14 protein-coding genes are annotated in these 14,801 nt (G+C 58.0%); 7 read left to right on the top strand and 7 right to left on the bottom strand.

The annotated features are described in order from the left end of the window. Positions 1–45: 45 nt before the first annotated feature. Complete coding sequence (gene arsN2, locus ACM6G4_RS03575; RefSeq protein ID WP_414913068.1) at positions 46–495, bottom strand: arsenic resistance N-acetyltransferase ArsN2; 450 nt, start codon at positions 493–495, stop codon at positions 46–48. Between the two features lie 144 nt (positions 496–639). On the opposite strand from arsN2, the gene ACM6G4_RS03570 reads away from it, so the two are divergent. Next, positions 640–960 carry an isochorismate lyase gene (locus tag ACM6G4_RS03570; protein ID WP_056722908.1) on the top strand — a complete coding sequence of 107 codons (321 nt, stop codon included), beginning with the start codon at positions 640–642 and terminating at the stop codon, positions 958–960. A gap of 152 nt (positions 961–1,112) precedes the next feature. On the opposite strand, the gene ACM6G4_RS03565 is transcribed toward ACM6G4_RS03570, so the two are convergent. Both ACM6G4_RS03565 and ACM6G4_RS03560 read right to left on the bottom strand, forming a co-directional pair. After that, on the bottom strand, positions 1,113–1,901 hold the full coding sequence (locus tag ACM6G4_RS03565) for an ABC transporter substrate-binding protein (protein WP_414913067.1): 789 nt from the start codon (positions 1,899–1,901) through the stop codon (positions 1,113–1,115). A 59-nt stretch (positions 1,902–1,960) separates the two neighbouring features. Further along, positions 1,961–3,130 (bottom strand): M20 aminoacylase family protein, encoded by a 1,170-nt coding sequence (locus ACM6G4_RS03560; RefSeq protein ID WP_409079329.1) that lies wholly within the window; start codon positions 3,128–3,130, stop codon positions 1,961–1,963. A gap of 132 nt (positions 3,131–3,262) precedes the next feature. Here ACM6G4_RS03560 and ACM6G4_RS03555 point away from each other — a divergent pair, with 132 nt between their 5' ends. The 6 genes from ACM6G4_RS03555 (at position 3,263) to pcaG (ending at position 8,898) form a co-directional block, all read left to right on the top strand. Continuing rightward, entirely contained in the window at positions 3,263–4,216 is a 954-nt protein-coding gene (locus ACM6G4_RS03555) for a LysR substrate-binding domain-containing protein (protein WP_056722914.1), read from the top strand. Between the two features lie 303 nt (positions 4,217–4,519). Further along, a complete protein-coding gene (locus ACM6G4_RS03550; protein ID WP_409079328.1) occupies positions 4,520–5,314 on the top strand; it encodes a PaaX family transcriptional regulator C-terminal domain-containing protein in 795 nt (264 codons plus the stop codon). Between the two features lie 33 nt (positions 5,315–5,347). Next, positions 5,348–6,349 (top strand): fatty acid desaturase family protein, encoded by a 1,002-nt coding sequence (locus ACM6G4_RS03545; protein WP_223542100.1) that lies wholly within the window; start codon positions 5,348–5,350, stop codon positions 6,347–6,349. Between the two features lie 164 nt (positions 6,350–6,513). Further along, positions 6,514–7,437, top strand: coding sequence for a pca operon transcription factor PcaQ (pcaQ, locus tag ACM6G4_RS03540; RefSeq protein ID WP_223542099.1), 924 nt, complete (start codon positions 6,514–6,516; stop codon positions 7,435–7,437). A gap of 126 nt (positions 7,438–7,563) precedes the next feature. Next, on the top strand, positions 7,564–8,283 hold the full coding sequence (gene pcaH / locus ACM6G4_RS03535) for a protocatechuate 3,4-dioxygenase subunit beta (RefSeq protein ID WP_223542098.1): 720 nt from the start codon (positions 7,564–7,566) through the stop codon (positions 8,281–8,283). 12 nt (positions 8,284–8,295) lie between these two features. Next, positions 8,296–8,898, top strand: a complete 603-nt coding sequence (gene pcaG, locus ACM6G4_RS03530; protein WP_223542097.1) for a protocatechuate 3,4-dioxygenase subunit alpha — start codon at positions 8,296–8,298, stop codon at positions 8,896–8,898. A 278-nt stretch (positions 8,899–9,176) separates the two neighbouring features. On the opposite strand, the gene ACM6G4_RS03525 is transcribed toward pcaG, so the two are convergent. The 4 genes from ACM6G4_RS03525 to ACM6G4_RS03510 all read right to left on the bottom strand — a co-directional run bounded on the left by ACM6G4_RS03525 (position 9,177) and on the right by ACM6G4_RS03510 (position 14,780). Further along, positions 9,177–10,496 carry an outer membrane protein transport protein gene (locus ACM6G4_RS03525; protein WP_223542096.1) on the bottom strand — a complete coding sequence of 440 codons (1,320 nt, stop codon included), beginning with the start codon at positions 10,494–10,496 and terminating at the stop codon, positions 9,177–9,179. 162 nt (positions 10,497–10,658) lie between these two features. Further along, a complete protein-coding gene (locus ACM6G4_RS03520) occupies positions 10,659–12,560 on the bottom strand; it encodes an acyl-CoA synthetase (protein ID WP_414913066.1) in 1,902 nt (633 codons plus the stop codon). Further along, on the bottom strand, positions 12,560–13,516 hold the full coding sequence (locus ACM6G4_RS03515) for a fumarylacetoacetate hydrolase family protein (RefSeq protein WP_223542094.1): 957 nt from the start codon (positions 13,514–13,516) through the stop codon (positions 12,560–12,562). Before ACM6G4_RS03515 ends, ACM6G4_RS03520 begins: the two co-directional genes overlap by 1 nt. A 172-nt stretch (positions 13,517–13,688) precedes the next feature. Beyond that, a complete protein-coding gene (locus tag ACM6G4_RS03510; protein ID WP_223542093.1) occupies positions 13,689–14,780 on the bottom strand; it encodes a VOC family protein in 1,092 nt (363 codons plus the stop codon). Positions 14,781–14,801: the final 21 nt, after the last annotated feature.

The following is a 14,801-nucleotide window of genomic DNA, read 5'->3' as shown; positions in this document are numbered from 1 at the left end:
ATTCTTTTGACCACCGAATCAGCCTCAATCGATGCGCATCAATGACTAATCAGTACAAGGGAGACGGTTAAGCACCTTGCGCAGATAGCTCGCCGATGCGGGGCACAAATGCTTGAATTGAACGGTCCGGGTGATCACCGCAGGCGCCTCGTCCCTGCCAAGCAGTTCGTACCCATTGGCAGTGAAAAAACCAGCAGCGCCCTGGGTCAACAGGTGCAACCGGATTACACCTTGAGAGACCGCCAAGCGTTCCAGTTCAGACAACACCGCTTTACCCAGCCCCTCCCCACGATGCGTCTCACAAACGACTATCGAGCGCAGCAACAGATCGGAACCCGCACCTTCGAGCCCTCCATAAGCCACCCATTGCCCATCCACTTCAAACCGGTAAAACTGTCGATCCGGTTCGCTGACATCACTGAAGGGCAGCCCTGCCTGGCTTAATGATTTGCGCAGATGGTCCATTTCATTCAGCGCTACTTTTCTTGTCTCCATGGTCCACCCTTGTTTGGCTCGCTGACATCCAATGCTAGCAGGCTCAATGAAGTGGCCAGGCAGCTCAATAGCCGCCCTCACGAAAGACCGCGCGCCGTTACTTCTTCCGAACCCACGAACATCTCAGCAAACGGAGTCACCTACATGGACGTTATCAATCAGTTGCAGCCCGAAGAGTGTGCAGGCATGGAGGATATCCGACGCGAAATCGATGCCCTTGACCAGGTTGTCATCAAGTTGTTGGGCAAGCGCTTTCACTACGTACTGGCTGCCTCGAAGTACAAGACCTCAGTGACTTCGGTGCGTGCTCCGGAGCGTTTCAAGGCCATGTTGGCGACACGACGCGAGTGGGCCGAGGCTGAGGGCCTGAGCCCTGATGTAATCGAGAAGATGTACAGTGACCTGGTGAACCACTTCATTGCAGAAGAAATGAAACACTGGGCGGCTCATCAATCCGACACCTGACTCTAGTGTCCGGACTGTTCGCCATGGGTCGGTCGCGAGCCCGGCGACGGCAGAATTGAAGGGGGGCAATAGAGCGCTCGAACGAGCGCCCTGTTCAAGCTAACGACGACGCGCTACCTGGCGCCGTTATCGGGCACCGTTACCGGGCACCGTTACCGGGCGCCGTAGACGTCAAAGTCGAAGTACTTGTTGTTGATCCGCGCGTAAGTACCGTTGGCGAGAATGGTTGCCAGGGCTTTGTTCAAGTCTTCGCGCAACGCGACATCCTCCTTGCGCAGACCAAGGCCATCACCGACGCCGAAGAAGCCCGGGGCATCCAGAGTGGCACCGGCAAATTCATAGTCCTTACCCGCCGCTGTCTTCAAGAAACCGTAACTGGCTTGAATGGCACCCTGCAACGAGGCATCAAGTCGCCCCACGACCAGGTCGGCGTACACCTGATCCTGATTTTGATAGGAAAGAACGTCCACGCCTTTGGCACCCCAAACCGCTTTGGCGTAGTGCTCCTGGGTCGAACCCTGCTCCACACCAATGCGCTTGCCCTTGAGCGATTCGAGGGTCGGCTGTAATCCCGATCCACGTTTGGCCACTAACCGTGCCGGAGCATTGGAGACCTTGTCGGTAAACGCAATCTGCTCCAGGCGTTTGGGTGTGATGGTCATCGACGACGCCACCGCATCGAACTTGCGCGCCAGCAGTCCCGGGATCATCCCGTCCCAACTGCTTTCCACCCAGACGCATCGGGCTTTCAGTTCGGCGCACAACGCCTCGGCGATGTCGACCCCAAAGCCGGTCAGCGTGCCATCCTGGTTCTTGTATTCCAGCGGTGGATACGTCGGGTCCACCCCCAATTTCAACACTTTGCCAGACCAGTCGGCCGCCCCCGCCAGGCTCGAGGCCGTCAGGAACACCTGGGAAACGGCTGCAATCATCTTGTTCATTTTTATTCCTCTTCAGGCCGCAGATTTTTTACCGGCACAACGGGCGAAAATGCGCTGTCTCAACACAGAAAACGTTCGACCAACTTGACCCAATAGCTGGCGCCCACCGGCAGGCAGTCGTCATTAAAGTCGTAGCCGGGGTTGTGCAGCAGGCACCCGCCCTCTCCCTCGCCATTGCCGATCACCAGATAGCTGCCGGGGCATTTTTCCAGGACAAAAGCAAAGTCCTCGCTGGCCGTGAACGGTCGCAAGTCATCGATCAGGTGTTCCTCTCCCAGCCAGTCGCGGGCGACTTCATGGGCAAATGCTGTCTGTTCGGGATCGTTGATCAACACCGGATGGCAATGCTGGTAATCGATGTCGACCCGGGCGCCAAAACTCTCGGCCTGGCCCTTGACCAATTCAGTGATTCTGACCTCCAGCAAGTGGCGAATCCCGGGGGTCAGAGCGCGTACGCTCAGGCTCAGGTCGGCGCTGGACGGGATGACATTCGAGGCGCTCCCGGCATGCAGGGAGCCCACCGTGATAATCGCCATCTCCTGCGGGTTGACGTTGCGCGAGACGATACTTTGCAGGGCCATCACGATCGAGGCAGCGACCACCACCGGGTCGACGGCTTTGTGCGGCACCGCGCCATGGCCACCGTTGCCGATGATTTTGATGTTCACCGTGTCGGCGGACGCCATGAATGGTCCGCTGTAAAAACCCAAATGCCCGACGGGATAACCCGGCACGTTATGCATGGCGAAGATCGCGTCGCACGGAAACCGTTCGAGCAGCCCGTCCTCCAGCATTTTCCTGGCACCGCCCAGCCCTTCTTCCGCCGGTTGGAAAATCAGGTGCACGGTGCCTTTGAACGCCCGTGTCCGGGCCAGATACTGACCGGCTGCCAGCAGGACTGCTGTATGACCGTCGTGACCGCAGGCATGCATGACACCGTCGAGCCGGCTGGCATAGGGCAAACCGGTGGTTTCCTGTATCGGCAACGCATCCATGTCAGCGCGCAAGCCAATGGACCGACCCTCGCCATTTTCCAGGGTGGCAACGACCCCGGTCTTGCCCACCCCGGTGCTGACCTCAAAGCCCCACTGAGTCAAACACGTTGCAACCAGTTCACTGGTGGCGAATTCTTCAAAACCCAGTTCAGGGTGCGCGTGAATGCTCTGGCGTATCGCGATCATTTCATCTTGCATCGCGGCAATACCAGGCAGGACCAGGCCGGCATCCATGGGTGTTCTCCTTCGACAGGGGCTGTGCAGCAGCGAATGCGCTGTTGGGGTCGATCTTAGGGAACGGACGCTGGGCTGGGGAGGCGCAGTTTGGTTATGATGACAACCATGAGTTGTCACCAGGGTGAGCAGATGAAACTGCATCAATTGCAGGCGCTGATTGCCAGCGCCGAAACCGGCAGTATCCGCGCGGCCGCTCGTTCGCTGCAGATTTCCCAGGCCGCTGTGACCAAAGCGTTGCGCGAATTGGAAACCAGCCAGCAGCTACCGCTGTTTACCCGAACCGCCAGCGGTCTGAACTTCACCGAATACGGCAAAGTGCTGCTGACTCACGCCCGGCTGGTGATCAAGCAACTGGAGCACGCACAGACCGAGCTTGATCACATGCGTGGCAAGGCTCAAGGCCGGCTCTGCGTCGGGATCACCCCATGGGTCGCCCTGACCTTCCTGCCCGAAGTCGTGTCGGTGTTTCGCGAACGTATGCCACAAATCAAGCTGGAACTGTTCGAAAGCCTGATGGCCGTTGCCCAACCGCTGCTGCGCGACGGCAGCATGGACTTCGCGATTGGCCAACTCCATCCCACACAATCGAGTCAGGAGTTCGCCTGCGAAACCTTGCTCGATTACCAGACCTCGGTGTTGGTCCGCGAAGGTCACGCCCGACAGCATGCGCGATCGATCCACGAGTTACTGGAAGAAAACTGGACCCTGAACTACGCGCCGGACGGGCACGATGGGCTGATGCAGGAACTGTTCTGGAAACACGGCGCGCAAATTGATGAGAATCGAATCGTGCGTGCTCATTCACTGGCCATTTTGCAGATGATGGTCGAGCGGGCCGACATGTGCACCTGGGGGCCGTCCATCGTAAGCACAGCCCCGCCATTTCTGGGGCGTGTGGTATCACTGGGGCTGACTGAGCAGTTCGAGCCCCGACAGCTGAGCATCGTGACTCGCCGCAATGGCGCACTGAGCAATCCGGCGGTCTGCTTCACCGAATGCCTGTTACAGGTCATTCGGCGCCATGCGCGCTCGGCCAAAAAGGAAGACCGCGCGCTGTTTGAAACCTTACGGCTGCGGCTGTGAGGTGACCCGACAGTTTTATGTCTGATACGTCAGGACGTCTTTGGGCCGAATCTGGCCGCAGGTACCGGCGACAAGCGTTCTCTTCTGACTGATTCCTGCACGTGGCGACAGGCGGCTCTCGGCCAAATGCGGACCTTGCGGATGGTTGCCAGAGGACGACTTTCGCTTCTACCGCTCGCTACTTCAGCACCATCACGACAGGCAGCGCGCCAAATTACCCAGAAAAGGCATTTTTGTCATATTGATTAATATTAATGCCCATGCCGAAAATATGACAATTGCTGTAATAAATTTTGGGGGCTTATGAAACCGTGCGCAAAAAACCTGGTGCTCGATCTGCTTGTTGCAAAAAGTGGCGCCCCCTTGCATGTAAGGGAGGCCATCACCGCCTGTAACCTATTTGGAATCAGTGCAAATAATGTCCGGGTTACCTTGGCGAGGCTGACGACCGAAGCGCTGCTTGAAGGCGCCGGCCGCGGCAGTTATCAGCTGGGATCCCGGGCCATCGAGCTTTCAACGCAGTTGTTTGAGTGGCGCAATCTGGATCAACAGCTTCGTCCCTGGTCTGGCGGCTATCTGATGGTCGCTTGCAATGCTCTGGGGCGCAGTGACCGCAGGGTATTGCGCCAGCGTGAACGCGCGCTGCACATGCTCGGCTTCGCCGAGCTGGAAAAAGATCTCTACGTACGTCCAAACAATCTCGAACCCGGCGTCGAAATTTTGCAGCGGCGACTGATAGAGCTCGGAATGGAGCCTGCCGCACTGGTCTTTCAGGCCATGGGTTTTGATGATGAACAAACCCGTCGCATCCAAGGCCTGTGGGATGGGATGGCGCTGAATGACAGCTATCGTCGCCACTGCGAAACATTAAATAACTGGTCATCACACGCCAAACAACTGGGTCTGGATCAAGCCGCTCGCGAGTCTTTCCACCTTGGTCGCGAAGCGATTCGCCAGGTGGTGTTCGACCCTTTGCTGCCACCCCCCTTGGTCGATGTTGCACTGCGTGACGAGTTCTTTGCCTGCGTCAGGCATTTCGTCGATCGCGGCCACCGGATTTGGCGTGCCTTTCTACAACAAGCCCCAACGCTCAACTAACCCATCAACGGCCCCCTGCCAGCGAGGATAGATATGCGCAACAAAACCAAAATCAGCGACATTCTCAGCCGCGACGAAATCAAATCCTTCAGCGAGCGTTCGGATGTGTGGGGCACCTGGGCAGTGGCGTCTACCTGGGCCGTAGTCGCCATAACCTTTGCGAGCCTGGCGTGGGCACGCACCGTCCTGCCTTGGTGGGGCCTGGTCCTTGCCCTGATTATTGGCATGGTCATCATTGCCGGGCGTCAGTTGTGCTTCGGCATTTTGCAGCATGACGCCGCCCACGGAACATTGTTCAAGACCAAGTGGTGCAACGATGTGCTGGTGGACTGGCTGTGCGCGCGACCGGTCTGGAATGAACTGCACAAGTATCGTCCATACCACCTGACCCACCACGCCAAGACCTCCACGGCAGAAGACCCCGATCTGTGCCTGGTGGCCGGGTTACCCACGACTCGATCATCAATATTGCGTAAATGCCTGCGCGATCTCTCGGGGGTCACCGGGTTGAAGTTCTTGCTGGGTCGTTTCCTGATGGATGCCGGCGTGCTGCAGTGGTCGTTGACCAGCGACATCCGTCGTTTGCCCCAACAGGAGCGGCGCTGGTGGGACTATCCACTTTGTTTCCTGAAAAACGCCAGCGGCATGCTGATCACCAATGGCTTGCTGCTAGCCGTGCTCTGGGGTTGTGGCAATGCCTGGTTGTATGGCGTTTGGGTGCTGGCCTACATCACCCCATTCCCACTGTTCATTCGCATCCGTTCAATGGCAGAGCATGCCTGTCTGGAGCCGGGCCCGGATGTACTGCGCAACACGCGCAGCACCCACGCCGGCTGGATCGCGCGGGCATGCGTAGCGCCAATCCGGGTCAACTATCATATCGAGCATCATTTGATGGCATCCGTGCCGTACTTCCGGCTACCGCAACTGCACGCGTTGCTACGTCAACGCGGCATTGTGCCCGAGCCCCCTTCTTATCTGGAGGTACTCAGGCTGGTGAGTTCTCGGAGCAAGAGTGAAAGGTGGGTAAATTAAATTCAGGATCAGATTGTCTGAACAGTTACCAAGCGGTTTGAGGTAACCGTCTGCTTTGGGTGATCCCGGGCTGCGAACTGCCGAATGCCGACCGATGACCTACGTTTTTCCGGTATCGGCCATCAGGAATAATGAATGCCATACCACGAAGGCGGAGCTGCAGATTGAACATCGACACCCGAATCAAATTCCGTCATCTGGTGTGTTTTCTCGAGGTGGCGCGCCAGGGCAGCCTGGCACGTGCCTGCGACAAGTTGGCCATCAGCCAGCCGGCGCTTTCAAAGACGCTCAAGGAACTGGAATCCCTGCTGGATGCCAGGCTGTTCGAGCGCAGCAAAAAGGGCTCGACGCTGACCGAGGCCGGGGTGGCCTTTTTGCGTTATGCGGGGCCGAGCGTGCAATCGCTGCGTGAAGGGGTCAACAGTTTGCGCTCCGGCGTGCATGAGCCGATTGCCATACGCCTGGGCGTACTCTCCACCGTCGAAAGCCTGTTGGTGCCTGAGGTTGTCTGCCGTTTACATGACCGGCATCCCGCCCTGGCGGTCAGTGTCGTGACCGGGCCGAGCGCCTACCTGCTGTCCCAACTGCGTGTCGGCGAACTGGACCTGGTGGTCGGCAGGATGACCGATAGCCCATCGATTCACGGGTTGACGTTCGAGCACCTTTACAGCGAATCCATGACCCTGGTGGTACGTAAAGACCATCCAGTGGTGAGTGATCCACCGGGGCATAACAACCTTGAAGACTATCCGGTGGTACTACCGCTGGCCGGGACGACGATCCGCAAATTCGCCGACAGCCTGTTTGTGCAGCACGGGATCACCCCCTCGCGCCAACGCCTGGAAACCCTGTCGATTGCCCTGAGCCGGCGCTACGTCCAATGCAGCCAGGCCATCTGGGTCGCACCTTTTGACGCGGTCAGGCAGGACTTGAAGCTAGGTGAGCTGGTGGAGTTGGGTATGCGTGAGGCCGGTGGTTCCGTGGGGCTCTGCACAAATCCTGTGTTGCCGGTGACACCCGCGGTCCAGTGGTGCGTGGAGGCACTGCGCGAGGTCGGACAAGAATATTGCGAAGGGAAATATCCATAACCATTTGGACATGCAACAAGTCGGTTTTTTCAATTTTGGGTTGGGCCGCACAAGAGGAGACTGGGCTGCAAGTCGCTGCCATCGCAGTGCTTGCCTCTGACCAACCATAACAATAGGAAAAACGACATGTCTGATGCGCATGAAAGCCGCTTCGCCATTCGTGACCGTAATTGGCATCCCAAAGCCCTGACACCTGACTACAAGACTTCGATCCTGCGCTCCCCCCGCCAGGCACTGGTGAGCATTCCCCAGTCTGTCTCGGAAACCAGCGGCCCGGATTTTTCCCATCTGAAGATGGGCCGGCACGATAACGACCTGCTGCTGAATTTCAATCACGGTGGCCTGCCCGTCGGCGAACGCATCATCGTCGCGGGCCGGGTTTGCGATCAGTACGGCAAGCCGATTCCCCACACCTTGGTGGAGATGTGGCAGGCCAATGCCGGTGGTCGTTACCGCCACAAAAAAGACAGCTACCTGGCGCCTCTCGATCCGAATTTCGGTGGCGTCGGCCGTGCCTTGACCGACCGCGATGGCAACTACAGCTTCCGTACGGTCAAACCCGGCCCCTACCCATGGCGCAACGGCCCCAACGACTGGCGGCCCGCCCATATCCATGTCTCCATCAGTGGCCCGTCCATTGCCACGCGCCTGATTACCCAGCTGTATTTCGAAGGCGATCCGTTGATTCCCATGTGCCCGATCGTCAAGTCGATCGCCAATCCGGACGCGGTACAGAGCCTGATCGCCAGGCTCGACATGAGCATGGCCAATCCCATGGATTGCCTGGCGTATCGCTTTGATATCGTCCTGCGCGGCCAGCGCAAGACCCACTTCGAAAACTGCTGAGGAGGCCTGCACATGCCCGTTCAACTTCTGCCTGAAACCCCATCGCAAACAGCCGGCCCCTATGTCCATATCGGACTGGCGCTGGAAGCGGCCGGCAACCCGCCGCGGGAACAGGAAATCTGGAATGTGATGGCAAAACCTGGCGCGCCCGGTGAGCACATTCTATTGCTGGGTCACGTTTATGACGGTAACGGCCACTTGGTTCGTGACGCGTTCCTGGAGCTCTGGCAGGCCAATCACGAAGGCCACTACGACAGCGCTTTCGATCTGGAAAAACCTTTCAACGGCTTTGGCCGTACCGCCACTACCGATGCCGGCGAATGGACGATCGAAACCGTCAAGCCTGGCCCGGTGAACAATGCCTCGGGGGTGCCCATGGCAGCGCATGTCAATGTGTCGCTGTTCGCCCGAGGCATCAACATTCACCTGCAGACGCGGCTGTATTTCGACGACGAATCCGAGGCGAATGCCGTGGACCCCGTCTTGAATCTGATCGAACAGCCACATCGGCGTGAATCCCTGATTGCCAGGCGCTGCACGGTTGACGGGAAGCTGGCCTATCGCTTCGACATTCACCTTCAAGGCGAAGCGGAAACGGTGTTCTTCGACTTCTGACGATGTCAGCCTCCCCCTGCGGGGAGTGAGTTTTATAGTTCCGCAGAAGAAACCAGCGGACGCTCCCCACATTGACGAGGCTCACGCGGTAAAACCATAACTGTTGAGAGTTCATAGCTAATCTGCGGCGGTGTGAGTAGCCCCTGATTTCGAAAACACATCTGACTGACTACTCAGCCGATTCTTACCTTCATCACCCTCAACTGCGGGTCGATTGCGGCCCGTCTGGACTGACCTCAATGGGGTGCCTGTGGCTGTTGGCGCTGATTGAGAGTTGATCAGTACCGATAGGTTGCCTGCACTGAAACGCCATTCGCACTATTGTCGTACCTGGCACTGTATTCAGGCTGAAGACCGGAGTTGTTCGACTGCTTTACCGAAACCTTGGAATCCCAGAGATAACCATAAGCAAAGTCTATCGTCAGATCGGAACTCGGCGAATAAGCACCGCCCAAGGTCACGGCCTGGCGATTCCCAACCGGGACACGTACGCTGCGATCGGCATTCCTGATGGGCGACGGATCATAGGCGTAGCCTGCGCGCAGTAGCCATTGTTGGTTCAATTGCCAGGAGGCGCCAACTGCGGTGGCCCAAGTGTCGCGCCAGTTCATTTCTTCGGTCACACGTCCCAGGCCAGCTGCCTGACCCAGGGGGGAAAGACCGCTGTTGATTGCCTCGACCTTCTGGATCCGGCTCCAACGTTTCCAGGTGGTCCCCAGGTATCCCGTCCAGCGACTATTGAAATGATGGGTGATGGACGTGTCCACTGATTCGGGCATAGTAATGTCTATCTTGTTGTCATAATTTCCGTCCAGCGGGATAACGCTCGGGGAGCCGGAAACCTCAGTATGCCCTTCGAGCTCATAGTCCACCTTCGAGTGGTAGTTAATCCCCCAACGGGTAGCCTCGGTAAAGTCAACCAGGATGCCGACGTTGTAGCCAAGTGCCGTGTCATCGCCTTTGATGGTAACCAGTGTGTCCTCGCCGTTGTTCAGGGCGCCGGTGGCCAGGTAATTCTGAAGCTTTGCATTGAAACGGTTTATGGTCGGCCCGCCACCAATGGACACGTAATCATTGATCCGATAGGCAATGGTGGGCTGCAGGGTTATTTCCTTTGTCGTGCTATAGGAACCATGGTAGCGGCCCTGGAAAGAGCCCTCGTAATCATTGATCAGGCCACTCGGTGCATAGAAGCCCAGCCCCATCGAAAAACGATCGTCAAGCGGCGTCGACATATAGGCGAAGGGCACGCCCCCCAAAGGTACCGAGTCTCCTTTATTCGTTCCTGAGGCACTGCTCTGTGCATCACTAATGTCGTCGCTCACCGAGACGACCGCGGCTCCGCCGGAAATCTCACTACGCTTCAACTTGGTCAAGCCCGCTGGATTTCCAAAGATGGTGCTGGCGTCCAACGCGGAAGATGACCGTCCCGCATAAGCAGTTCCCGCACTGCTTGCGCTTTGTTCGTTTAGAGCAATGCCATTGGCACCTGCAATAGAAGAGGCGCTGAGTAGTACCATGGCACTGGTGAACTTAATCCAGACAGCACACTTTCGCTGAGCAGAGAGACACGGGATCACACGGCTATTCAAGTTCATTTTCCACCTCTTGTTTATTGTTTTTGTTGATTGCACGCAGGCAAGGCTTCGCCTTCCTGTGCACTTTTCAGTGCCGGTTGGAGTTGATCGAAGTTGTGTTAAACGCCCTGGCCGAACAGCGCCAGGGCACGACTGCTGGACTTACGGATGTGAATCAGAAACTCAATCAAGCCACTCGACTTGAAAGCTATAGCGACCCAAGAGCGGAGCCAGGACTTCCTGGTCAGTTCCTGCCCTGACGCAGGCGACATGCCCACGGCGATTGTCCTGCACGACCTCGACAGCAATATCCAAAAGCCCCAGGCGCTCCACTTCCTCCTGGACTACTTTGGCAATTTCCCGCTGTTGCAAGGCGGGCTTGAATATCTTGCCCACGGCAGTCAGTGGCAACGCCTCGAGGATTTCAATGCGCTTGGGAACTGCAGCCCGCTCGCTGATGTTGAGTTGAGCGAACGACTCAAGTTCTCCGGCGTTGCAATGTTGCCCGGGGCGCAGTTGAACGTAGGCGACCGGCACCTCGCCCGAATAGGCGTCGGGGCTGCCGATCGCAGCGGCCAGGGCGACGGCGGGATGCGCCTGCAGCGCCTCCTCGATTTGCTTGGGATCAATATTGTGACCGCCGCGGATGATCAACTCTTTCTTGCGTCCGGTCAGCCAGAAGTAACCCTGCGCATCCTGACGACCCAGATCGCCCGTATTCAGCCAGCGTTGACCGTCGATATCGATCCACAGGCCCTGGTTATGACGTTCCTCCAGATAGCCACTGAAGATGTTCGGTCCACTGATCGTGATGAGGCCGATCTCATCCACGTCAGCGTCGCGCAGGTAAGCTCCAGAGTCATCGAGCAGGACCGCGCGCATATTCTGGTAGGCGATCCGTATTCCGATGGAGCCGATGCGGCGCTCGCCATGGGGCGGATTGATCGAGGAGACGCAGGCGCCCTCGGTCAGACCGTAACCTTCAAGGATCTTTACCCCGGTCCGGCGCTCGAACTCCCGAAAAAGCTCAGCCGGCATGGGGGCGGCGCCACACATTGCATAGCGAAGGCTGGACAGGTCGCGGCCCTCACATTCATTTTGCAGAAGTGCGGCATAGACCGTTGGCACGCCGGAAAAAAAGTTGATACCGAAGTGCTCGACCATCTCCCAGAATCGCGGGATCACCCCCTCGCCACGATACCCATGAGGCGTCCCGAGAATCACATGGTCGCCTTGAGTCCAAGGCATCAGTCCCGTCACCAGTTGTCCATTGACATGAAACAGCGGCAGGCCACAAAAGATCACCTGGCCACCGCTGCGTGGCTGCATATGAGCTGCCATGGCCCATGCATTGAATACTTCCGAGCCATGGGTACGCGCGGCGATCTTGGGGAGCCCGGTGGTGCCGCCCGTGCAGATGTAGGAGGAGCACTCATCCTGGCGGATTTGCCGTCCACTCTTGAGGTGTGTGTGCGGCTGAGTATTCATCAGCGATTGCCAATCGTGGATCGCGATACCCTTGTGCAAGTCTCGCTCCTTCAGTGCCACGGCCTTTAGAGCCCCACGCACAGGTTCGGCGACATAGGGCTCCATGCTGACCCAAACGACAGACCTGACCGTAGGCAACTGATCCAGCTGCGAAGCCAGTTTGGGCCAAAGATCGCTGCCCGCCGTCGGCGCGAGCGTCACCACCACGGATGCCTTCGCGGCATTCATCAAGCCGGCCATCTGCCTGGCCTCGAGCAGAGGATTGATCGCCATGACGATGCCCGCCGCCTCCCCGCCCCATATCGTGAAATGGGTTTCCGGAAGATTAGGCAAGACAAAGGCAAGCACCTCGCCCGGTTTTATGCCCAGGTCATCGAAGGCATTCGCTGCGCGGGTGATATCCCCGAAGAGCTGGGAGTAGTTCCACTTGTAGGTGCGCCTGAAATCCGCGGCATCGGCGAAGAAGCTGAGCGCCGGTGCCTGGGGGGAGCACCGGGCCGCCTGTCGCAGTGCTTCATAAGTACTGGAAGCCAGGCCACGTGCCGACAGCGGGACTTGTTCGAGGCTTTCAATGTCACTCAGGGTCTGCACAACCATCAGGCTTCCCCCACGACTCGGTTGCGTTGCACGCCGAGGTCGATCACGCCATCAGCACTGCGAATGCGCGCCTCGACTACGTCGCCGGGCTTGAGATATTGCGTCCGACCTTCCTGCGCCTTGAGGAAAAGCTTCCACTTGGTCGCTTCTGGCATCAGGGCCGCAATGCGCTGTTTGGCAGGCGACGGTACCGTCAGAGCGCAGCCGGCAGGCGTACCGGTGGCGATCAAGTCTCCAGCGGCGAAATCTTGCAGGGCGCAAAGTTCGGTAAGGGTTTCAGCGGGGCCATAAACCAGGTTGGCCGTGCTGTCGTTCTGTCGCACCTGGTCGTTGACGGTCAGGCGCAGTTGCAGCTCCTTCAGGTAATGAATGCTCGTGGCATCCAGTAGGCAGAGGTACGGGCCGACCGGACCGAAAGTGCGGAAGCTCTTGCCCTTGTAGAACTGCATCTGGGGAATCTGAATGTCACGAGCCGAGTAGTCATTGACGATGACGACGCCTGCAATGAACTCATGCAGATTGGCGTCGGTGACAGCAACAGCGCCGGTAATCGCGCGTTTCATCACCAGCCCCAATTCAATTTCGTAGTCGAGGAAGCGCACAGTGCGCGGCTTGATCAGGTCGCTGTCAGCCGCCACCAGGCAACTCGTCGCCTTGGTGAAGATCATGTTGAATTTCTTCGCATCCGGGTCCATGCCCGACTCGATCATGTGCTGACGGTAATTGGCGCCCTGGCAGACGAACTGCTGGTTACGGGTCACCGGCGACAGCAGTTTCACTTCGCCCTCGGCAAGCTCCGTACCTTTCAATTGAGCGAGGTCGTCGATACTGTTCTGGCGAATGAAATCACCGGTGGTTTCAAAAGCACCGGGAACCACCGTGATACGGCCCTGGCGTAGCACGCCCCAGTGGATACCGTTCTGAAATTCGAAGCGGACTACGTGTACAGCAGACATTGAAGGTACTCCTGGAGCGGCGTTTGTCCCGGGCTCGGCGGCACGAGAACTGAGGTTTTGTTCTGAGGGTGGGCTGGCGATGCTGTAGATCAACGAGCCGCCGGCGATCAAGGCGCCGGCCTTGAGCACGTCTCGCCGGCCATACCTTGTTGCATTGCCCGACATGGCGGCTTTACCCAAACATCCGCATGAGCGTTATCAACTTACGAATGGTTATGTCCGGGCTGCGTCGCAGGTTACGGATCAGCACACGCAATTTGGCCAAACTCATCTTGGGTTTTGTAAAACTCTTGGGCATGCGCTGCCCCCACTGCGCCATTGCCTCGGGACTCACCGGATGTATGCCTGTAGGCTGCCTGGCCGTAAAAATATCCCCGTCGCAGTAATGCTCGTGCTTATCACCCCAAGGGTCTTGCCAGTAATCGAAGATCTGACTGCCCAGGATGTGCCGACCGATTCCCCATGAATGCTCCCACCCCCGCTCTCGCAGGACGCGCTGCCCCATGCCCACCGCGTCGGCATCGACGACCTCATAGGCGCTATGGCTATAGGTCGCCATGAACCCTTGCGCGATCGCGAGCGTATGGTGATCCGCTGGCGTTTCACCAAGATCAAGGCGCATGAAGGCGACGATGGGGGCGCCATCGGGAAGTACTTGAACATCGCTGGGAATAAACCCGAAATGCTGCGTATACCAGGCACAGGTCGCCTGGTAGTCAGCCACTTCGATCACGATGTGGCCAAGCCTGAGCACTTCAGGGGGGGCAATCGGCGGACGCTGCGTGGCGTTGATCCGCGGTTGCTCGTGCGCCAGATTCCAGGCAAGCGGTGCCCGGTGTGCCAGCGTTTTACCTGCTGTCTGGTCGCAAACAGCTTCCACAATGAACCCGGAAGGATCGGTCAGTCTGACGTAATACCCACCACCTGGATGTTCCGATTTCTCGACCAACGACGCGCCTGGGATTCGCGCCAGTTTTTCCAGGTCCTTGAGCGACTGGACTGCCAGTCCGAAGCCGACAAAACGTGCCTGTTCTGCACGATGGACACGGTAACAGTATGCAGTGGGGTCGGTGGCGCGCAGGTAAAGCGTATCGGCGTCCTGCTGACTGACCGTCAGGCCGAAGTCCGTCAGGAAACGCGCCGCCTCGTTCAAGTCCGGCCGTTGAAAGATCAGGTGAGTCAGATCCCGGGCCTTCACCGTCGGTTGCGGATGCCGGGCAGGTTGTAGTGTCGCTAACCGGGGCATTTCATTTTTGTGGGTCATTGTTCTTGTTTTCCGGGTTTT

This window comes from Pseudomonas sp. IT-P258 (assembly GCF_949767825.1).
GTDB lineage: Bacteria > Pseudomonadota > Gammaproteobacteria > Pseudomonadales > Pseudomonadaceae > Aquipseudomonas > Aquipseudomonas monachiensis.
Note: the sequence above shows the minus strand (reverse complement) of the source record. Positions and strands in the feature narration are given on the sequence as shown.